The following is a 19,705-nucleotide window of genomic DNA, read 5'->3' as shown; positions in this document are numbered from 1 at the left end:
TAGCCAACTTAGATCACAAAAACGCAAAGAGATTTTGATTTAATACGCAAAATAAATAACAAATATTATCGAAGCCACAGCCAACGTGCTGGTGTGTCAACATTGCCTGAACCTGGTCGTGATATTCGCTTTAATGTAAATTATACATTCTGGATTAATTTTTCATTATTCAATACTCATAGCTATCTGCACCTCAAGAGCCTTAACTTAGGAAACTTTTGAGGTGCAGATTTTTTATTATTGAAGCATAAAAATTTTATCGCAAACGTTTGCTTAACCTGTTAAAATCAGTTTAGATTTTATTTCTCCAATATTTCAATAGGAAAAAATAGTGAGTAAACCATCATTAAGCTATAAAGATGCCGGTGTAGATATTAATGCTGGCAATACCTTGGTTGACCGAATTAAACCGGAAGTAAAACGCACAACGCGGCCAGAAGTTATTGGTGGATTAGGTGGGTTCGGTGCCCTATGTTCAATTCCAAGTAAATATAAAGAACCTATTTTAGTTTCTGGCACAGATGGAGTTGGTACGAAGTTGCGTTTAGCAATTGATTTAAAAAAACACGATACGATTGGTGTAGATTTAGTTGCTATGTGTGTGAATGATTTAGTTGTGCAAGGTGCCGAACCGCTGTTTTTCTTAGATTATTATGCCACGGGTAAACTTGAAGTAAATATAGCTACAGATGTAGTGAAAGGTATTGCAGATGGTTGTGTAGAGGCTGGTTGTGCTTTAGTGGGTGGTGAAACAGCTGAAATGCCTGGTATGTATCACGAAGGTGATTATGATTTGGCTGGCTTCTGCGTAGGTGTAGTGGAAAGATCTGAAATAATTGATGGTAGTCAAGTACGTCATGGAGATGCTTTAATTGCATTAGGCTCTAGTGGACCACATTCCAATGGGTATTCTTTGGTACGTAAAGTTATTGAGGTTGCAGATGTTAATCCAGCGACAGCGCTGCTTGAAGGAAAGCCATTGATTGAACATTTACTTGCTCCAACCAAAATCTATGTGAAATCAGTATTAGCTTTAGTTAAACAAGTCAATGTTCATGCTATTGCGCATTTAACTGGTGGAGGCTTTTGGGAAAATATTCCTCGTGTTTTGCCCAAAAATGCTAAAGCGGTCATCAGCGAAAAAAGTTGGCAATGGCCTGCAATCTTTAAATGGTTACAAGAAAATGGCAATATTGATACCTATGAAATGTACCGCACTTTTAATTGTGGTGTTGGAATGGTAATAGCTTTACCTCAAGATCAAATTGATACAGCATTGGCGATATTAAAACAAGCTGGTGAGGATGCGTGGTTAATTGGCCACATAGAAGATGCTAAAGAAAATGATGAAAAGGTTGTGATCTTATAGCATATTATTATTCGGGTTTAGGGGCAGATTTTATATCTGCCCTTATGTTTTAGATATTAAAACTGAAACTTTATACTATTTTATCGATAATATTATGAAAAAAATCGCTGTTCTAATTTCTGGTCAAGGTAATAATTTACAAGCGATAATTGATGCTTGCCAAACACAGCAAATACCCGCGGAAATTGTTTGTGTTATAAGCAATAAAGCAAATATTTTTGGTTTAATTCGGGCTAAAAGTGCGGGTATTTTTTCACGTGTTTTTTTACGCAATAATTTTGAGAGCAATTTGGCAATGGATCAATCTATTGCTGATGAGTTGGATAAATTTGATGTTGATTTAATTGTGCTGGCTGGTTATATGAAAATCCTGACACCTGAGTTTATACAACGTTTTGAGGGAAAGATTATTAATATTCATCCTTCACTTTTACCTAAATATCCGGGCTTGAATACTTATCAAAAAGCTTTAGACGCAGGCGATAGAGAGCACGGTACGACAGTACATTTTGTCAATGAGGAAGTTGATAATGGTGCAATTATATTACAAGCCAAGGTGCCTATTTTTGATAATGATACGGTGGAAGTTATTGAAGCTCGTACTCGTGAACAGGAATATCGTATTTATCTGATCGTGGTGAAATGGTTTATGGAAAATCGTTTAAAGCTTCAAAATGGCGTGGCTTATTTGGATGATATTCCTTTACCAGAGCAAGGCTATGCAAATAATTAAAAACGACAGAGTTTATTCTGTCGTTTTATGTATTAGTAGCCTTCTTCTTGCATATTAGGTAAAAATTGAGCTTCTTGGATCCGCTTTACTTGAGTGTAAATTGAACCATTTTCATGTAGCTCAATTTCACGCCAACCAGGTTGTAGATTATCCAGTGTAAAATGATGGCTATCCGGTTTAAACTGGATACTTGTGGCAGGTGTTGCCATTACTTGGTAGCCATTCCAAAGAGCATTAACTTCTTGATGAATATGCCCATACAAAATACCTTTTACATTGCTAAATTTCCCAAGTACTTCTGCCAGTTCATGTGAATTGCGCAAGTTATGTTGATCAAGCCAAGCAGAATTTGTTGGTAATAAGTGGTGATGTAGAACTACCAACGTATAGCGATTAGGATGTTGTGCAAGTTTTTCTTCTAATAAATTTAATTGGTGTTGGCTGAGCTGACCATGAGGAACACCATAAACTTGACTATCCAATAATAATGCTTGCCAATATTTACCCAATAAAAGATGCTTTGCACTTTCTATTGGTGTTTTGTTTAGGTGTTCTACCATTTTAGGTTGAAAATCATGGTTACCTGGTATCCAAAAAATAGGTTTATTTAGAGGCGTCACCATTTCTACAAAACGGCGGTATCCCTCATCACTCCCATCTTGAACCAGATCACCAGTAGCAAGGATAATATCAAAAGTATTATTTTCTTGTTGGATTTCTTTTAATACTTGAGTAAAGCTTGCTTGTGTATTTACACCCAAAAGGGCAGTTTCTTTTTCTTTGAATAAATGCGGATCAGTAATTTGTAATAATTTTATGATAGATTTCTCTGTTTGATAGACAAAGGTATTTTTCATCGATGCCACCTAATTACGTAACCAACGTTTTTGTAATTGAGCATAATTTAATTGAAGCCACTGCAATCCAATGACCGCAATGCCGTTATCAATTTTCCCCTCGCACATCCATTGATACGCTTGCTCGCGCTTTACAACATGTACGCGAATGTCTTCATTCTCATCAGCCAAGCCGTGAATGCCTTTTGCTTGTGAGCTATCTACCTTTCCAACAAATAAATGAAGCCTTTCTACCGTGCCACCTGGGCTATCCCAAACACTTAAGCAATGAGTCAAATTTTTTACGGTTATTCCTGCTTCTTCTTTGCTTTCACGTAAAGCGACTTCCTCTGGTTTTTCATCTTTCTCCACCATGCCCGCAATTAATTCGAGCAACCAAGGTGAACGCATGCGTTCAGGGTGATAAGCTGCACCAATACGTACTTGTTCAACTAAAACGACAGAATCAGCTTTAGGATCATAGGCAATAACTGCAGAAGCAGCACCTTTAATGAGTAACTCTCGCGTGACAATCTCGCTTTCACCACCAGCAAATAGCTTATGTTTAAATTGAATTTGTTTTAGCGTGAAAAAGCCTTTATATAGCGTTTTTTCCGCCACAATTTCCATATCTTCTTGACTAAATTGTTGAATGTCAGACATCTTTTTCTCCAATACTTCTCTGGAGATAATACGCTTAAAAGATGATAAAAAAAATAGAACGGGCTTACTTTTTACTGAAAGTTTGAAGTGAGTCACAAAATATTATTAGGTATTGAGCAGAAAATATTCATTGATAATCACCTTTCCTGTTTTTAGTCGTTATCTAGAACAGCCAGTAAAATTCAGACTATAGAATGTGGTAAAGTGTGATAGATAGTGATAGAATCAGACGTGCTATGCAGCTTTTTTCTCGGTGTATGTTTTTTTATTGTCTATTTCGTGGTGCGACCAGCCTATAAAATAGTTGCAAGTTGATAAAAAATACATACACTAACCGCTCTTTTATGAGTTAAAACCAACAAAATAGGAAAAACAAATGAGTATTGAAGAACGCGTGAAAAAAATCATCGTTGAACAATTAGGTGTTAAAGAAGAAGATGTTAAATCTGAAGCTTCTTTCGTTGAAGATTTAGGTGCGGACTCTTTAGACACAGTTGAATTAGTAATGGCTTTAGAAGAAGAATTCGATATCGAAATTCCAGATGAAGAAGCTGAAAAAATCACAACTGTTCAATCTGCGATTGACTACGTGCAAAACAATCAATAATTTCAAGTTGGGCGACTTTTTAAGTCGCCTAATTTTTTTCAAAAATTTCTTTCTCAAATCACCGCACTTTTCTCTTATTCCTGCATTGTAAAATTGATCTGAATTACCTTTTAATAAAATTCTTGCTCTAAAATTTAAAAAGATTTAGTTTTATGCCTCAAAAAGGGTATTATTTTTACAGTTTTTTTATTTTTGAGGTACTTATGCTTTATTTAGAATTTTTATTCCTATTATTAATGCTTTATATGGGAAGCCGTTACGGTGGTATCGGATTAGGTGTTGTGTCTGGTATCGGTCTTGCTATCGAAGTTTTCGTATTCCGTATGCCAGTAGGGAAAGCACCGATTGATGTAATGCTCATCATTCTTGCAGTAGTGACTTGTGCATCCGTACTTGAAGCTGCAGGCGGTTTGAAATTTATGTTACAAATTGCTGAACGCATTCTCCGTAAAAATCCAAAACGTGTAACGTTACTAGGCCCATTGGTCGTGTATTTATTAACATTTATGCTTGGTACTGGTCACTCAGTTTACACAATCATGCCAATCATCGGCGATGTTGCATTGAAAAATAAAATCCGTCCAGAGCGCCCAATGGCAGCGTCTTCGGTGGCATCTCAATTAGCAATCACATCTAGCCCACTCTCTGCAGCTGTTGTCTTCTATTTAGGTAAAATTACTGCAATGCCTGGTTTTGAGCATATTAGTTTGTTAGATATTATTTGTGTGACTGTTCCTGCGACTTTAGCGGGTACGATAGCGCTTTCTTTATATAGTATGCGTCGTGGTAAAGAGTTAGAACAAGATCCTGAATATCAACGTCGTTTACAAGATCCCGTATGGAGCGAACGTATTTTAAATACCACAAGCACAACATTGAATGAAGCCCTTCCACAAGGTGCTAAAAAATCAGTTTATTTGTTCTTATTAGCATTAGTTGTGATTGTTGCGATTGCGATGATTCCTGAAATTCGTACTATCGGTAGCGGAAAAGCAATTTCCATGTCGCTAATCATCCAAATGATGATGCTTTGCTTTGGTGGTGTGATTTTACTTGCAACGAAAACAAATCCTCAAATCGTGCCAAATGGCGTGGTATTTAAGTCTGGTATGGTGGCTGCTATTGCGATTTATGGTATTGCTTGGATGAGCGATACTTACTTCCAATATGCAATGCCAGAGTTTAAAGCCGCGATTACTGATATGGTTCAAGCTTATCCTTGGACATTTGCATTGGCATTATTTGCAGTTTCTGTCGTAATTAACAGCCAAGCAGCAACAGCTGTAATGTTATTACCAGTTGGTATTGGTTTAGGTATTCCAGCACCAATCTTGGTTGGTTTGATGCCAGCAACTTATGCCTATTTCTTCATCCCAAATTATCCATCAGACATTGCAACAGTAAACTTTGACGTAACGGGTACAACAAAAATTGGTAAATATTATTTTAACCACAGTTTCATGGTGCCAGGTTTAATTGGGGTTGTTGTTGCTTGCTTAGTCGGTGTTTCTGTGGCGGAATTAGTGATTCGCTAATTTACACATAAACTAAATCCTTTTAATATAAAAGCACCTTTGAATGGTGCTTTTATTTTTATGACAACCTACATCGCCTACGGCAATATAAATCAACCTTTTTCTTTGGAATCCTTACCCTATGCACTGATTCCAGAAAATCTATATCAAACTGAAACGGATAGCTCGCGTGTTTTTCAGCGTCATCAGTGTCGTCAGCTTGCTCACTTATTACTTTTCCAACTTCTAAAAATAGCAGGAAAATCTACCTCACTTTTATCTCAAATTCAACGTACCGAAAGTGGCAGACCTTATTTTATTGATGAGCGAATAGATTTTAATATTAGCCATTCTGGTGATTGGGTAGCAGTAATATTAGATATTAGAAATGAAGAAAAAAGTGCGGTGGGAATTGATATTGAATTTCCTAAAATAAGAAATTTTACGGCGTTGATGGAACATATTGCACCAAAAGAAGAAATTGATTGGTTTCATCATCAGCAGGATTCTTTGAAGGCTTTTTATCGCTGTTGGTGTTTGCGAGAGGCTGTATTGAAATCTCAAGGATTTGGGATCGTAAAATTATCCAATGTTCGTCATTTCCCTGAACAACAAAAAATTTTTTCAGATTATTGTCCGCAGGGGCAGTTGTGGTTTACTGATGAACTCCCTATTTATTTAGCCGCTTTTGTCAATCATCAAGAAAAATTACCGCACTTTTATGAGTGGAGTGGTGAAAGTTTACAGATAAAAGAACTTCAAAAATGCGTTCTTTATGAGGTGAATTAATCAAGAAAATCCTTGTGTAAAATCAAGGATTTTTTATTGCCTAAAAAGCCTTGCATTTTCATAGACGCGCCCCATTTATTTAGCTAAACTCTTAACAATTTTTTGACAAATGGAGAATGAAATGTCACAGAACGGTTCAGATCGCGATCCTTGGAGTAAACCAGGGCAAAGCAACGACCAACAGCCGGGAAATTCATCCAATAATAATGGATGGAATAACAATCAAAATCGTGGGAATCAAGAACAATCTCCGCCAGATATTGAGGAGATTTTTAATAACCTTCTCAGAAAATTAGGTGGTGGAAATAAAAAGAGCGGTCAAAATAATGGTAGTTCTCAAAACAGTACGCCATTTAATTTTGGAAAAGTGGTGCCGCTTGCTGTTGCCATCGGTGCGATTATTTGGGGCGTAAGTGGTTTCTACACCATTAAAGAGGCTGAGCGTGGTGTGGTGCTTCGTTTTGGTGAATTACATTCTATTGTTCAACCAGGTTTGAACTGGAAACCAACATTTGTAGATAAAGTATTGCCGGTGAATGTCGAGCAAGTTAAAGAACTTCGTACGCAAGGTTCAATGCTGACTAAAGATGAAAATATGGTTCGTGTGGAAATGACTGTGCAATATCGTGTGCAAGATCCTGCTAAATATCGTTTTAGTGTGACGAATGCGGATGACAGTCTAGGTCAAGCGACTGATAGTGCATTGCGTTATGTGATCGGTCATATGTCAATGAATGATATTTTAACAACAGGTCGTGCGGTTGTTCGTGAAGATACGTGGAAAGCATTAAATGACATTATCAAATCCTATGATATGGGACTTGAGGTGATTGATGTGAACTTCCAATCTGCGCGCCCACCTGAAGAAGTAAAAGATGCCTTTGATGATGCGATTAAAGCACAAGAAGATGAACAACGTTTCATTCGTGAAGCGGAAGCCTATGCCCGAGAGAAAGAGCCGATTGCGCGTGGTGATGCACAACGTATTATTGAAGAAGCGACAGCTTATAAAGATCGTATTGTGTTAGATGCACGAGGTGAAGTGGAACGTTTGCAGCGTTTGTTGCCTGAATTTAAAGCTGCACCAGATTTACTGCGTGAGCGTTTATATATTCAAACCATGGAAAAAGTCATGGCAAATACGCCAAAAGTGATGCTTGATGGCAATAATGGTAACAATTTAACTGTGTTACCGTTAGAACAAATTATGGGTAAAAAACTATCAGCTAAAGCGCCAGCCGTAACAGAAAGAGCGGTAGAATCTGCGCCTGTTTTATCACAGCCAGAGCGTATTAATCATTCTTCAAGCCAACTACCAAGCACTGTTGAGCCGATTCGCCAAGGGAGATTTAACTAATGCGTAAATTTTTATTACCAGCTATTTTTGTCATTGCGGCAGTGGTGTATTCCAGTGTCGTGGTCGTGACGGAAGGTACTCGCGGTATTATGTTGCGATTCAACAAAGTACAACGTGATGCAGATAACAAAGTGGTTGTCTATGAACCAGGTTTGCATTTTAAAGTGCCTTTGATTGATAGCATTAAAGTTTTAGATGCACGTATTCGTACTTTAGATGGATCAGCAACACGTTTTGTTACTGTTGAGAAAAAAGATTTGCTAGTGGATTCTTATGTGAAATGGAAAATTAGTGATTTTGGTCGATTCTACACATCTACTGGTGGTGGCGATTATACTCAAGCTTCAAGCTTGTTAAGCCGTAAAGTAAACGATCGTTTGCGTTCTGAAATTGGTACAAGAACCATTAAAGATATCGTTTCTGGTACGCGCGGTGAATTAATGGAAGGGGCAAAAAAAGCTTTAAATTCAGGGCAAGACAGTACGGCAGAATTGGGTATTGAAGTAATTGATGTGCGTGTAAAACAAATTAATTTACCAGACGAAGTGTCTTCTTCAATTTACCAACGTATGCGTGCAGAACGTGATGCAGTCGCGCGTGAACACCGTTCTCAAGGTAAAGAAAAAGCTGCATTTATCCAAGCTGATGTAGATCGTAAAGTGACGTTGATTCTTGCTAATGCAAATAAAACTGCACAAGAATTACGAGGCTCAGGCGATGCCGCGGCGGCAAAATTATATTCAGATGCTTTTGCACAAGAGCCACAATTCTTCAGTTTTGTGCGTAGCTTAAAAGCCTATGAAGCAAGTTTTGCAAATTCTGACAATATGATGATTTTAAAACCGGATAGTGATTTCTTCCGCTTTATGCAGGCACCGAAGAAATAGATTTTAAATTGATAAAAACACCTTCCTTGTGAAGGTGTTTTTTTTATAGCCAGCGTCTTACTTTTTGTTTGTAAAGACGATATTCATCGCCAAATTTACTTTCCAAATAGGCTTCTTCTCGGGCTATTTGAAAGCGATTCATAACTAGTATAAAGGCAAGCACGCCTAACCAAGCTAAACTATTACCCAACCAAAGAGACCACGCAATTAACATTAACAGCAAACTTAAATACATTGGATTACGGCTAAATTGAAATATGCCTGTAGAAACTAATTGTGTTGTGTGTTTAAAGTCATGAGGATTGATGGTTGTTTTGCGGATAAAAAATTGAAGCACACTGCCTCCAGCAATCAAAAATGAAAGAGTAATGACAAAGGCAATAACTGCAAAATGGACAGAATAACTCGCTACTTTTGGCAAAAAATACATTGCTGTGCCAATTAATAAACAGAGTAGAGGTGGTGGAATAAATAACATCGCTAAATCTCATTAATAAAAATGCCGCCTAGTGATAGACGGCATGTAAAGTGCGGTCAAAATTTATTTTAATTTTGCTTTAATCGCTTCTGCCATAAGTTCAGCTTCAGGCCCTAAAATGACTTGTAATCCATCATTACCTAATTTTACATTACCTTTTGAACCAAGCGCTTTAAGTTGATCTTCATTAATATTGTGATGGTCAACTAAAGTTAAGCGTAAACGAGTGATGCAAGCATCCACAGTTTTGAAGTTTTCTGAACCACCTAAAGCAGCGATAAATTTCACCGCTCTTTCTTCGCGAGATTGGTTGCTTTGTGTTGGGGCTGTAACTGTTTCTACTTCTGCTTTATCTTCACGTCCCAGCGTTTTGAGATTAAAGGCATTAATTGCAAAACGAAACACAAAATAATAGATAGCAAAGAATACAATACCTTGTACAAGTAACATATACCAGCTAACGGCAAGTGGGTTGCGGCTAGAAAGTACCATATCCACTAAACCAGCACTAAAGCCGAATCCCGCAATCCAGTGCATGGTGGCTGAAATGAATACAGAGATACCCGTTAATAATGCATGCAATACATAAAGTACAGGCGCAACAAACATGAATGAGAATTCAAGCGGTTCGGTGATCCCTGTAAAGAAAGAGGCTAATGCACCCGCAAGCATAATTGAGGCCACTTGTACTTTTTGATTTGGTTTTGCGCAGTGATAAATTGCAAGAGCAGCACCTGGTAAACCAAACATCATCACTGGGAAGAAACCAGCTTGATACATACCAGTAACACCTACAGTGGCAGTGCCTTCGGCAATGGATTTAGCCCCGCCCAAGAAGTTTGGAATATCGTTGATACCCGCTACGTCAAACCAGAATACAGAGTTTAAGGCATGATGTAAGCCAACAGGAATTAATAAACGGTTGAAGAAACCGTAGATGCCCGCACCTACCGCACCTAAATCTTTGATGGATTCACCAAATGAAACGAGCGCGTTGAAAATATGAGGCCAAATATAGAGTAAGGCAAATGATACGGCGATCATCACGAAAGAAACCAAAATGGGGACGAGGCGTTTCCCGCTAAAGAACGAAAGTGCTTTTGGTAATTCAACTTGATAGAAACGGTTGTAAAGTTCAGCTGAAATCACACCAATTAAAATCCCGATAAATTGGTTATTGATTTTTTTGAATGCTGCAGGTACTTCACTAATATCAATGTGTTGTAATTGTGCTACACCAGCAGGGGAAAGTAGGGTGGTTACTACGTAGAAACCAACAAGACCTGAAAGTGCGGCGGAACCGTGTTTGTCTTTTGCAAGCCCAAACGCGACGCCCACAGCGAAGAGTAAGCCCATGTTGTCAATAATTGCTGCACCAGATTTAATTAATAATGCCGCTAATTGACTGTTTGCACCCCAACCATCTGGGTCGATCCAATAGCCAATACCCATTAATAATGCTGCAGCAGGTAAGGCTGCCACAGGCACCATTAAGGCTTGACCGATTTTTTGTGCGTAACTAAGTACACTCATATAATCTCCTTAATTTTTATATTTTGATGAAATCAAAAGGCTTGAGCCCATTCTTGCCTCAAGCCTTACACATTATTCTATGCCAAATTATTCAACGGTCAATTTTTTACCATCGTAGCTAATGGCTTTGACGCTGGTTAATGCTTTACCACCGTCTGTTTCACCACCGATGAGCAATACTTTATTGTTGTAAGACACAGAGAAACCATAGCCAATATTCATTGGTAATTCGCCAACGATACTCCATTTACCATTATTTAAAGTATAAACTTCGTTATGCCATGTTTTGGTTAAACCTTTATGCGCATGGAGTTTGCCTTCCTTGAATTGTTTAATTGAACCAGGGAAGTTTGCGCCACCAGTCACTAAATAATGGCCATGGCTATAGCCTGCGAGTGCACCGGCTAAACCATCTTGTGATTTACCTTTTGGTGCAGGTAAGTCAGGTAAGTTTTTCCATTGCACACCTTTAGCAGTAAATTTGCCTTGATGAGTTTCTGCGGTACGAAGACCTGGTTTAACTTCACCATTAACCACCACTAAGTCATTACCTTGGATGGTGAATGCCGCACCAGCACGACCAGAGAATGGAATACGACCTTCATTGCGCCATTTATTGGTTGATGGTTCATAGCTCAATAATTCTGTTGTGAAGAAATAATCTTCTGGGCGTTGATCGAAATAAGCGGATGCGATTTCATCTTTTTTCGCTTTATCTTCACCTGCTGCCACGGTGTCTTGGAAGAAACCATTAAATATAGAGAGGTTAGAACCACCTAAAATATAAACTTTATCACCGTGAGATGCGCTGCTTGAACCGACTAAACCACGCGGAGAGCGAGTAGGAAGTTTCACCCAAGTATTATCAGCTGGATTGTAGCTGTAAGCATCATTAACAAGTTGAAGTTCGCCCTTTTCATTTTTTTGCAAACCACCGAATACATAAAGTTTTCCATCTACGGCTGCTGCAACAGGTTGATTACGTTCACCACCAGGGAATGCAGCAATTTCTTTCCATTGTGCAGCAAGATCTTTTAAATCTAAAGAATAGAATTTATTGCCACCAGAACCTAAGCCTACATATACGGTATCGCCAATGAGTGCGCCAGTTCCGCTTTTGATACCTACTGGTAAATCTGGATAGGCTTGTGCGTTAGCTGAAAATGCAACAGTTGCAAAAAGTGCGGCGCATAATGCTGTTTTTGTCAATGTCATAATAAACCTCATTTATTAAGTTATGTTTATGGTTTGCTATTCATAAAACCGCATTGAATAGGATTTATTTTATAAAAAAAGTGCGGTTATAAAAGCCTTGCTTTTTTTAACCGCACTTTAGTGTTAAGACATCAATAGATTTGGTACAAAAGTAATGATTTGTGGGAAAATCGTAATTAATACTAATGTTAAGAATATCGGTATTAAGAACGGCAGCACCCCTTTAGTCACAGTGGATACTGACATATTACCCACACGCGCCACCACAAAGAGAGCCATACCCATTGGCGGTGTTAAGATACCGATCATCATATTCAAGGTAGTCATTACACCGAAGAATACTAAGTCGATATTAAATTGCATTGCGATTGGAATTAACATCGGTAACACTAAGAATTGCAATGCTAATGCATCAATGAACATACCCAAGAAGAGCAAGAGGGCATTGATCATGACTAATACCATAAGTGGAGAATCAGCTACGGCAACGAATATATCTGCTATACGCATTGCAACTTGTTCACGTGCGATCATATCTCCGAAGAAGGTCACGGTCATAATCATTAATGCAACCACACCAGTAATTGCCATAGCTTCAATGCAGCTATTAAAGAGCATTTTCATTGTTAATTCTTTATAAACGAATTTACCAATGATGACGGAGTAAGTTGCAGCAACAACGGCAGATTCTGTTGGGCTAAATAAGCCAGAGAAGATACCACCGATGATGAGTAATGGGGTTAAAATTGCCCAGAACGCTCTTTTGAATGATGTGCAAAGTTCTTCACGAGTTGCTTTTGGTGTTCTTGGATAACCACGTTTTTTAGATACGTAGTAGTTCATGATCATCAAGGCAATCGTTACAAGTACGCCTGGTACAAAACCTGCAACGAAGAGTTTCGCAATAGATTCGTTGGCAATTACACCGTAAATAATCATGGCGATACTTGGTGGAACTAATGGACCGATGATACAAGATGCTGCAGTGATACCACCACAAATATCATCATCATAGCCTGCATCGCGCATAGCCTTGATTTCTAACTGACCTAAGCCACCCGCATCAGCAAGTGCAGAACCTGACATACCTGAGAACAATAAACTTGCGCCAATATTTACATGCCCCATACCACCAGTGTAGTGACCGAGTAAGGCTTTTGCGAAGTTAAAGATACGTTCTGTGATACCGCCAGTATTCATTAAAATACCCGTTAGAATATAGAACGGCACAGCAAGTAATGAGAAACTATCTAAACTCATGGTCAGTTTTTCAGCCGCTGCGTTTACTACGTTCCATCTGGTCATTGAGAAATAAAGTAATGTGGTAATAAATAATGACCAACCTACTGGCACACCGAGGAACATAATAACCAGCCAGAATATTAGGGCAACGTATACAGAGTTAGAACCAAATTTCACATATTCTGTGATGCGCAATACTTTGTACCACTCTGGGAACGTAAATAAAATGCCTAATAAAATGACCGCACTTATAATGAAGAACGTCGCCGGTAAATAGCTTTTATCTTCTTTAAAATTGTCTGCTTGAGCTTGGAAGAAGCGCACTAACATTAGGATAGAAATGATCGGCAGAGAAGCATAAATCCATTTCTCTGAAATTCCGCCTAATGCGTCAATAGGGAAATCTGCACCAAGGAACGTTTTAATACCAAAATGGATAAAGAAAATAATGCCAAGGAAAATCATTAACTGTACAAAAGAGTTTGTTACTTTTTTGACAGAAGCAGGCATTAAATTGGTTAAGAAGTCGATGTAAACGTGTTCTTGTTTGCGGATAGCCACACTAATACCGAGCATACCTACATATACAAACAATAATTTAGCGAGTTCCTCACTCCAAATTAATGGTGATTGGAAAGCTTGGCGGAATAGGATTTGAGCAACAAGAATACCGAAGATGGCAAGGAATAGCGCACCGCCAATCCATTCTTCAAGTTTGTTAAAAAATTTCATACTTCACTCCGAGAGATTGTGGAGAACGAAAATGAGTACGCCAACCAAATTGTTGGCGCATATAATAGGGGATTATTTAATCGCTTGGATTTCTTTTAATGCTTTTTCACCTTTCTCACCAGTTTGTTTCACAAACTCAGCATAGAATGGTTTCATCGCATCTTTGAATGGCGCTAAATCTGGATGGGTTACTTTTACACCTTGTTTTTCAAAGAATTTCACCAAATCTTTTTCGCCATCTACGAATAATTTAGTGTGGTATTTTGCTGCATTTTCAGCGGCGTCTTTGACTACTTTTTGAAGATCTTCCGGTAATTCTTTATAAGTTTCGTTACTCACTAAATAAAGTTGGTCATTCAAGATGTGGTTAGTCATCGCTAAGAATTTTTGCACTTCATAGAATTTTTGTGCTTGTACGGTCGCTAATGGGTTTTCTTGACCATCGACAGAGTTAGTTTGAAGTGCAAGATATACCTCAGAGAATGCCATAGGTGTTGGCGATGCACCTACATATTTTGCGTATGCTAAGTTAGTTGCGGCATTGGGTACACGAAGTTTTAAACCTTTCATATCAGCAATGCTATTGATTGCTCTATTTGAAGTTGTTTGGCGAGTCCCATTATAGGCCTGAGAAAGTAGCGTGATGCCAAGCTCTTTATTCATTTTTTGAACTAAATCTTTACCAAATGCGGTTTCTTGTAATGCTTTTTGTGCAACGTTGTAGTCGGTGATGACATATGGTAACGCGAACACTGCTGCTTCAGGATAGAATAATTGGAAACGAGCTGATTCAGCAAAAGTGAAGTCAAGAGAACCGTCTTTTAATTGTTTTAACATTGCACGGTCGTCACCAAGTTGTGAACTCGGATAAAGTGAAACTTCAATTTTACCATGTGATTTTTCTTTTACTTCTTTCGCAAACATTTCAGCTGCTTTGTACTCATTAGATGAAGTACCTGCATTCATACCAAATTTTAAGTCATAATCTGCGGCAAAAACGGCTGAAGAAACGCCTAATGTGATAGCAGTTGCAAGGAAAAGTTTAGTAAATTTCATAATGTTCGCTCCTGTGTGAACCTATGTTGATATAAGCCATAATTGGCTTGGATTGAAAGTGAATGCTCGATGTTTTAGACATCAAAAAAACGACTCGGGCGCTATTCTAAAGTAAAAAAATACTTTTTGAACTGCTCTTTGAAGTTTTATTTCAAAATTGAGAGGTAGATCACATTGGCAAAAAAATACTTCAAAAAAAATTTTAAAATGGAGTTATGTTTTTATATAATGCTGAGCACTGACGAAAATGCAGGCTCAGTTATATTTAGGAGTGATATTATGTCGAAATTATCTCATCAAGATGTGCTTTCTCAAATTCAATACGGTCTCATTGCTTCTTGCCAACCCGTTGATGATGGTCCAATGGATAAACCTGAAATTGTTTCTGCCATGGCTCAAGCTTCCGTTGCTGGTGGCGCATCAGGTTTACGTATTGAAGGTGTAGATAACCTTAAAGCGACACGTCCTTTCGTAAACATTCCAATTATCGGTATTGTAAAACGTGACTTACCTGATAGTCCGATTCGTATTACGCCATTTCTGCAAGATATTGAAGATCTTGCCAATGCAGGGGCAGATATTATTGCGGTAGATGGCACTAGCCGTCCTCGTCCAGTTGATATTGAAAGTGCGGTGAAAAAAATCCATGAAATGGGCTGCTTGGCTATGGCAGATTGCTCTAATTTAGAAGAAGGCTTGCATTGTCAAAAACTCGGTTTTGATATTGTGGGCAGCACAATGTCTGGTTATACAGGTGGTCCAGTTCCTGAAAAGCCTGATTATCAATTAGTGAAAGATTTAAAAGCGGCAGGTTGTTTTGTGATGGCAGAAGGTCGCTATAACACCCCTGAATTGGCAAAAGTGGCCATTGAAATTGGCGCAGATTGCGTCACCGTTGGTTCAGCATTAACTCGCCTTGAGCATATCGTGAGTTGGTTCGCTAATTCTGTGAAATCTGCAAGATAGTCGTAAGACGTGTGAGAAAATACTTCATACTATAAGGATAAGTTATGCGTTGTTTAGCTCTAGACATTGGCGGTACAAAAATCGCAGCGGCTATCGTAAAAAATGGCGAAGTTGAACAACGCCAACAAATTCATACACCGCGTGAAAATGTGGTAGAAGGAATGCATCAAGCATTAGAACAACTTCTTACTCATTATGCAGGGCTATTTGATTATGTGGCGGTGGCTTCAACCGGTATTATAAATGATGGTGTTTTAACCGCACTTAATCCTAAAAATTTAGGTGGTTTGAATCAATTTCCACTAAAAGAAAGTATTGCTAAACACACGGATAAACCAATTGGCTTATTAAATGATGCGCAAGCAGCAACCTATGCGGAATACCAACTTCAAGATTCAGAAAAAGTATCAAACTTTGTTTTTATTACAGTTTCTACTGGCGTGGGTGGCGGTGTCATATTAAACCAACAATTACAAACTGGTCCTAAGGGAATCGCGGGACATATCGGGCATACATTAGCGGATCCAAATGGCCCAATGTGTGGTTGTGGTCGTCGAGGTTGTGTAGAAGCAGTTGCTGCAGGGCGTGCAATTGAAGCGGTGTCTTCCCAATGGGATGATCCTTGTGAGCCAAGAGAAGTTTTTGAACGTTTTAGAAAAAATGATGAAAAAGCTACCGCACTTATAGAACGTTCAGCCCAAGCCATTGCCAATTTAGTGGCGGATTTAGTGATTGGATTGGATGTACAAAAAGTTGTTGTAGGTGGTAGTGTCGGGTTGGCTGAAGGTTATTTACCATTAGTCAAACGTTTCTTACAGGATATGCCTGCTGTATATAGCTGTGATATTGAATCTGCTAAATTTGGTCAAGATGCAGGATTAGTCGGCGCAGCTTATTGGGTGAAAGATGTTCTGCTTGATAAACCAAAAGGAACAATTTATGGCTAAATCCGGAAATGTGTTAAATACCATTAGTTCGCTTTACCACAGTCTAACCAAGTCAGAGAAAAAAATTGCTGATACGATTTTACGTTCGCCCGATTTGGTGTCTCAATGTCCCCTTTCAGAAATCGCTAAACATTTGGAAGTTGGAGAAGCTACGCTCGTCCGTTTTTGTCGAACCATTGGTTTTAAAGGTTTCAGCGATTTTAAATTAGAACTTTCCATTGAGCTTGCTACTAAAGATAACAATGATGAAACAGTGCTCGAAACAGAAATTATGCCGAGCGATGATTCTTTAACGATTGCACAAAAGTTGCAAACGGCAGTTTCTAATGTAATGGAAGAAACGGTTAATTTATTAGATTTGAAACAGCTTGAGCAAGTTGTTAAAGCCATTAAAAAAGCACGTCGTATCTTTTTATTTGGCGTGGGATCATCTGGTGTGACCGCTGAAGATGCAAAAAATAAGTTGATGCGTATCGGTTTCCAAGTGGATGCAACAGGCAATAATCATTTTATGTATATGCAGGCGGCATTACTTACCTCTTCTGATGTGGCAATTGGTTTAAGTCATTCAGGATATTCCGCTGAAACAGCACATACACTCAAAATTGCTAAACAAAATGGTGCAACGACAGTGGCATTAACTCATAGTTTGCGTTCACCTGTTACAGAATATGCTGATTATGTTTTGGTAAATGGTAATAAACAAGGGAAGCTACAAGGTGACTCCATTGGTACCAAAATTGCACAGCTTTTTGTATTAGATTTAATTTATGCTTTGTTAGTGCAGGGCGAAGAAGAACTTGCAGCTCAAACCAAGCAAAAAACCCTCAATGTGATTCTTGAACAACGTATAAAATAGGAGAAAACTTATGCGTGATTTAAAAGGTATTTTCAGTGCATTATTAGTGTCATTTAATGAAGATGGCACAATTAATGAAAAAGGTTTACGTCAAATTATCCGCCACAATATCGACAAGATGAAAGTTGATGGTTTATATGTGGGTGGTTCAACAGGCGAAAACTTTATGCTTTCAACTGAAGAGAAAAAAGAAATCTTCCGTATTGCAAAAGATGAAGCAAAAGATCAAATCGCGCTAATTGCTCAAGTGGGTAGCGTAAACTTGAAAGAAGCAGTTGAATTAGGTAAATATGCAACAGAATTAGGCTACGATAGCTTATCTGCGGTTACTCCGTTCTACTATAAATTTAGTTTCCCTGAAATCAAACATTATTACGACACCATTATTGCAGAAACGGGCAATAATATGATCGTGTATTCTATTCCGTTCTTAACTGGCGTGAATATGGGAATTGAACAATTTGGTGAACTTTACAAAAACCCGAAAGTATTAGGGGTAAAATTCACAGCAGGTGATTTCTACTTATTAGAACGTTTGAAAAAAGCTTATCCAAACCACTTAATTTGGGCTGGTTTCGATGAAATGATGTTACCTGCAGCCGCACTTGGTGTGGATGGCGCAATTGGTTCAACTTTTAACGTAAACGGCGTTCGTGCTCGTCAAATTTTTGAACTAACCAAAGCGGGTAAATTAGCCGAAGCGTTAGAAATTCAACACGTAACCAACGATTTAATCGAAGGTATTTTAGCGAATGGTTTATATTTAACCATCAAAGAATTGCTTAAATTAGAAGGTGTGGATGCGGGTTATTGCCGTGAGCCAATGACAGCAAAAGCAACAGATGCTCAGCTTGCTAAAGCAAAAGAGTTGAAAGCGAAATTTTTATAATTAATGGAATATCGTGAGAACCTAGGGAGTGATTTCCCTAGGTTACTCGTAATTTGTCCCTCTTGGGGTAGCAATTCTCGTTTCCTGCTTCTCAGTTTTTCTATTTCGTAGTGGGGAACCATTATGTTTAACCGTTGGTTTGTTTATCCACGGTATTGAAAATGAAGGAAGTATAGTATGCGTCTTATCCCTCTACACAACGAACAACAGGTGAGTCGTTGGGCTGCACGCCATATTGTTGATCGTATCAATCATTTTAATCCTACAGCTGAACGTCCTTTCGTTCTCGGTTTACCAACTGGTGGCACGCCATTAAAAACTTACCAAGAATTAATCGCACTTTGTAAAGCGGGAGAGGTGAGCTTTAAGCATGTAGTAACATTCAATATGGACGAATATGTGGGTTTACCAGAGGAACATCCTGAAAGTTATCATAGTTTTATGTATAACAATTTCTTCAATCATATCGATATTCAGCCAGAAAATATCAATATTCTTAACGGCAATACGGATGATCATGATGCGGAATGCCACCGTTATGAAAAAAAAATTAAATCTTACGGAAAAATTAATTTATTTATGGGCGGAGTAGGAAATGATGGCCATATCGCCTTTAATGAACCAGCGTCATCATTGAGCTCTCGCACTCGTATTAAAACGTTAACTCAAGACACGCTGATCGCAAATTCACGTTTCTTTGATAATGATGTGAATAAAGTGCCTAAATATGCTTTGACTATTGGTGTAGGCACATTATTAGATGCAGAAGAAGTGATGATCCTTGCAACTGGCCATCATAAGGCGCTTGCCGTTCAAGCAGCAGTCGAAGGTGGTGTGAACCATATGTGGACAGTGAGTGCACTTCAATTACATCGCCATTTTGTGTTAGTTTGTGATGAACCTGCACAGCAAGAATTGAAAGTAAAAACAGTTAAATATTTTACTGAATTAGAACAACGCGCCATTCATAGCGTGTTATAAGATCCTGCCGCTCAAAAGAGCGGTCATTTTTCTGATTATTTTATTTAAGGAC

At 38.4% G+C, this 19,705-nt stretch carries 19 protein-coding genes; 12 read left to right on the top strand and 7 right to left on the bottom strand.

Translation table 11 applies throughout. The features are described 5' to 3' along the window. The first annotated feature begins 331 nt into the window (after positions 1-331). Complete coding sequence (gene purM / locus LIX50_RS04545; RefSeq protein WP_048953910.1) at positions 332-1,369, top strand: phosphoribosylformylglycinamidine cyclo-ligase; 1,038 nt, start codon at positions 332-334, stop codon at positions 1,367-1,369. A gap of 94 nt (positions 1,370-1,463) precedes the next feature. After that, entirely contained in the window at positions 1,464-2,102 is a 639-nt protein-coding gene (purN, locus tag LIX50_RS04540) for a phosphoribosylglycinamide formyltransferase (RefSeq protein WP_048953909.1), read from the top strand. A gap of 32 nt (positions 2,103-2,134) precedes the next feature. Here purN and cpdA read toward each other — a convergent pair whose 3' ends face one another. Both cpdA and nudF read right to left on the bottom strand, forming a co-directional pair. Continuing rightward, on the bottom strand, positions 2,135-2,959 hold the full coding sequence (gene cpdA / locus LIX50_RS04535; protein WP_048953908.1) for a 3',5'-cyclic-AMP phosphodiesterase: 825 nt from the start codon (positions 2,957-2,959) through the stop codon (positions 2,135-2,137). Positions 2,960-2,968: 9 nt separating this feature from the next. Continuing rightward, positions 2,969-3,601, bottom strand: coding sequence for an ADP-ribose diphosphatase (gene nudF, locus LIX50_RS04530; RefSeq protein WP_048953907.1), 633 nt, complete (start codon positions 3,599-3,601; stop codon positions 2,969-2,971). Between the two features lie 376 nt (positions 3,602-3,977). On the opposite strand from nudF, the gene acpP reads away from it, so the two are divergent. The 5 genes from acpP to hflC all read left to right on the top strand — a co-directional run bounded on the left by acpP (position 3,978) and on the right by hflC (position 8,755). Beyond that, a complete protein-coding gene (acpP, locus tag LIX50_RS04525) occupies positions 3,978-4,208 on the top strand; it encodes an acyl carrier protein (RefSeq protein WP_005627318.1) in 231 nt (76 codons plus the stop codon). 203 nt (positions 4,209-4,411) lie between these two features. Continuing rightward, on the top strand, positions 4,412-5,743 hold the full coding sequence (locus LIX50_RS04520) for an anaerobic C4-dicarboxylate transporter (protein WP_048953953.1): 1,332 nt from the start codon (positions 4,412-4,414) through the stop codon (positions 5,741-5,743). Positions 5,744-5,803: 60 nt separating this feature from the next. Further along, complete coding sequence (locus tag LIX50_RS04515) at positions 5,804-6,511, top strand: 4'-phosphopantetheinyl transferase family protein (protein WP_048953906.1); 708 nt, start codon at positions 5,804-5,806, stop codon at positions 6,509-6,511. A gap of 121 nt (positions 6,512-6,632) precedes the next feature. Further along, positions 6,633-7,868: an FtsH protease activity modulator HflK gene (gene hflK, locus LIX50_RS04510; protein WP_048953905.1), complete on the top strand. Its 1,236-nt coding sequence runs from the start codon at positions 6,633-6,635 to the stop codon at positions 7,866-7,868. Then, a complete protein-coding gene (gene hflC / locus LIX50_RS04505; protein ID WP_046942512.1) occupies positions 7,868-8,755 on the top strand; it encodes a protease modulator HflC in 888 nt (295 codons plus the stop codon). The genes hflK and hflC overlap by 1 nt, the downstream gene beginning before the upstream one ends. Before the next feature lie 43 nt (positions 8,756-8,798). On the opposite strand, the gene LIX50_RS04500 is transcribed toward hflC, so the two are convergent. The 5 genes from LIX50_RS04500 to LIX50_RS04480 form a co-directional block, all read right to left on the bottom strand. Beyond that, a complete protein-coding gene (locus LIX50_RS04500) occupies positions 8,799-9,233 on the bottom strand; it encodes a methyltransferase family protein (RefSeq protein WP_048953904.1) in 435 nt (144 codons plus the stop codon). A 63-nt stretch (positions 9,234-9,296) separates the two neighbouring features. Continuing rightward, complete coding sequence (gene nagE, locus LIX50_RS04495) at positions 9,297-10,766, bottom strand: N-acetylglucosamine-specific PTS transporter subunit IIBC (protein ID WP_048953903.1); 1,470 nt, start codon at positions 10,764-10,766, stop codon at positions 9,297-9,299. 87 nt (positions 10,767-10,853) lie between these two features. Next, positions 10,854-11,981, bottom strand: a complete 1,128-nt coding sequence (locus LIX50_RS04490; RefSeq protein ID WP_226385901.1) for an N-acetylneuraminate epimerase — start codon at positions 11,979-11,981, stop codon at positions 10,854-10,856. Positions 11,982-12,104: 123 nt separating this feature from the next. Next, positions 12,105-13,955: a TRAP transporter large permease subunit gene (locus LIX50_RS04485; RefSeq protein WP_048953901.1), complete on the bottom strand. Its 1,851-nt coding sequence runs from the start codon at positions 13,953-13,955 to the stop codon at positions 12,105-12,107. A gap of 72 nt (positions 13,956-14,027) precedes the next feature. Beyond that, entirely contained in the window at positions 14,028-15,014 is a 987-nt protein-coding gene (locus LIX50_RS04480) for a sialic acid TRAP transporter substrate-binding protein SiaP (RefSeq protein ID WP_080351572.1), read from the bottom strand. Positions 15,015-15,290: 276 nt separating this feature from the next. Here LIX50_RS04480 and LIX50_RS04475 point away from each other — a divergent pair, with 276 nt between their 5' ends. From LIX50_RS04475 to nagB, 5 genes are all read left to right on the top strand, one after another. Further along, positions 15,291-15,977 (top strand): putative N-acetylmannosamine-6-phosphate 2-epimerase, encoded by a 687-nt coding sequence (locus LIX50_RS04475; RefSeq protein ID WP_048953899.1) that lies wholly within the window; start codon positions 15,291-15,293, stop codon positions 15,975-15,977. Between the two features lie 44 nt (positions 15,978-16,021). Then, positions 16,022-16,924, top strand: a complete 903-nt coding sequence (locus LIX50_RS04470; protein ID WP_048953898.1) for an N-acetylmannosamine kinase — start codon at positions 16,022-16,024, stop codon at positions 16,922-16,924. Further along, positions 16,917-17,783 (top strand): MurR/RpiR family transcriptional regulator, encoded by an 867-nt coding sequence (locus LIX50_RS04465; RefSeq protein ID WP_048953897.1) that lies wholly within the window; start codon positions 16,917-16,919, stop codon positions 17,781-17,783. Before LIX50_RS04470 ends, LIX50_RS04465 begins: the two co-directional genes overlap by 8 nt. Positions 17,784-17,793: 10 nt before the next feature. Next, positions 17,794-18,672 carry an N-acetylneuraminate lyase gene (nanA, locus tag LIX50_RS04460; protein ID WP_005631506.1) on the top strand — a complete coding sequence of 293 codons (879 nt, stop codon included), beginning with the start codon at positions 17,794-17,796 and terminating at the stop codon, positions 18,670-18,672. A gap of 177 nt (positions 18,673-18,849) precedes the next feature. Beyond that, positions 18,850-19,653: a glucosamine-6-phosphate deaminase gene (gene nagB, locus LIX50_RS04455; RefSeq protein WP_048953896.1), complete on the top strand. Its 804-nt coding sequence runs from the start codon at positions 18,850-18,852 to the stop codon at positions 19,651-19,653. The last annotated feature ends 52 nt before the right edge of the window (positions 19,654-19,705 follow it).

Source organism: Haemophilus sp. Marseille-P9675 (assembly GCF_916862695.1).
Taxonomy (GTDB): Bacteria; Pseudomonadota; Gammaproteobacteria; order Enterobacterales; family Pasteurellaceae; genus Haemophilus; species Haemophilus haemolyticus_K.
This window is presented reverse-complemented; position numbering and strand designations above follow the sequence as displayed.

Excerpts from the sequence above, each read along its gene's own strand:
- purN (WP_048953909.1), top strand. The coding sequence starts at position 1,464 with ATGAAAAAAATCGCTGTTCTAATTTCTGGTCAAGGTAATAATTTACAA.
- cpdA (WP_048953908.1), bottom strand. The coding sequence starts at position 2,959 with ATGAAAAATACCTTTGTCTATCAAACAGAGAAATCTATCATAAAATTA.
- nudF (WP_048953907.1), bottom strand. The coding sequence starts at position 3,601 with ATGTCTGACATTCAACAATTTAGTCAAGAAGATATGGAAATTGTGGCG.
- acpP (WP_005627318.1), top strand. The coding sequence starts at position 3,978 with ATGAGTATTGAAGAACGCGTGAAAAAAATCATCGTTGAACAATTAGGT.
- LIX50_RS04520 (WP_048953953.1), top strand. The coding sequence starts at position 4,412 with ATGCTTTATTTAGAATTTTTATTCCTATTATTAATGCTTTATATGGGA.
- LIX50_RS04515 (WP_048953906.1), top strand. The coding sequence starts at position 5,804 with ATGACAACCTACATCGCCTACGGCAATATAAATCAACCTTTTTCTTTG.
- hflK (WP_048953905.1), top strand. The coding sequence starts at position 6,633 with ATGTCACAGAACGGTTCAGATCGCGATCCTTGGAGTAAACCAGGGCAA.
- hflC (WP_046942512.1), top strand. The coding sequence starts at position 7,868 with ATGCGTAAATTTTTATTACCAGCTATTTTTGTCATTGCGGCAGTGGTG.
- LIX50_RS04500 (WP_048953904.1), bottom strand. The coding sequence starts at position 9,233 with ATGTTATTTATTCCACCACCTCTACTCTGTTTATTAATTGGCACAGCA.
- nagE (WP_048953903.1), bottom strand. The coding sequence starts at position 10,766 with ATGAGTGTACTTAGTTACGCACAAAAAATCGGTCAAGCCTTAATGGTG.
- LIX50_RS04490 (WP_226385901.1), bottom strand. The coding sequence starts at position 11,981 with ATGACATTGACAAAAACAGCATTATGCGCCGCACTTTTTGCAACTGTT.
- LIX50_RS04485 (WP_048953901.1), bottom strand. The coding sequence starts at position 13,955 with ATGAAATTTTTTAACAAACTTGAAGAATGGATTGGCGGTGCGCTATTC.
- LIX50_RS04475 (WP_048953899.1), top strand. The coding sequence starts at position 15,291 with ATGTCGAAATTATCTCATCAAGATGTGCTTTCTCAAATTCAATACGGT.
- LIX50_RS04470 (WP_048953898.1), top strand. The coding sequence starts at position 16,022 with ATGCGTTGTTTAGCTCTAGACATTGGCGGTACAAAAATCGCAGCGGCT.
- LIX50_RS04465 (WP_048953897.1), top strand. The coding sequence starts at position 16,917 with ATGGCTAAATCCGGAAATGTGTTAAATACCATTAGTTCGCTTTACCAC.
- nanA (WP_005631506.1), top strand. The coding sequence starts at position 17,794 with ATGCGTGATTTAAAAGGTATTTTCAGTGCATTATTAGTGTCATTTAAT.
- nagB (WP_048953896.1), top strand. The coding sequence starts at position 18,850 with ATGCGTCTTATCCCTCTACACAACGAACAACAGGTGAGTCGTTGGGCT.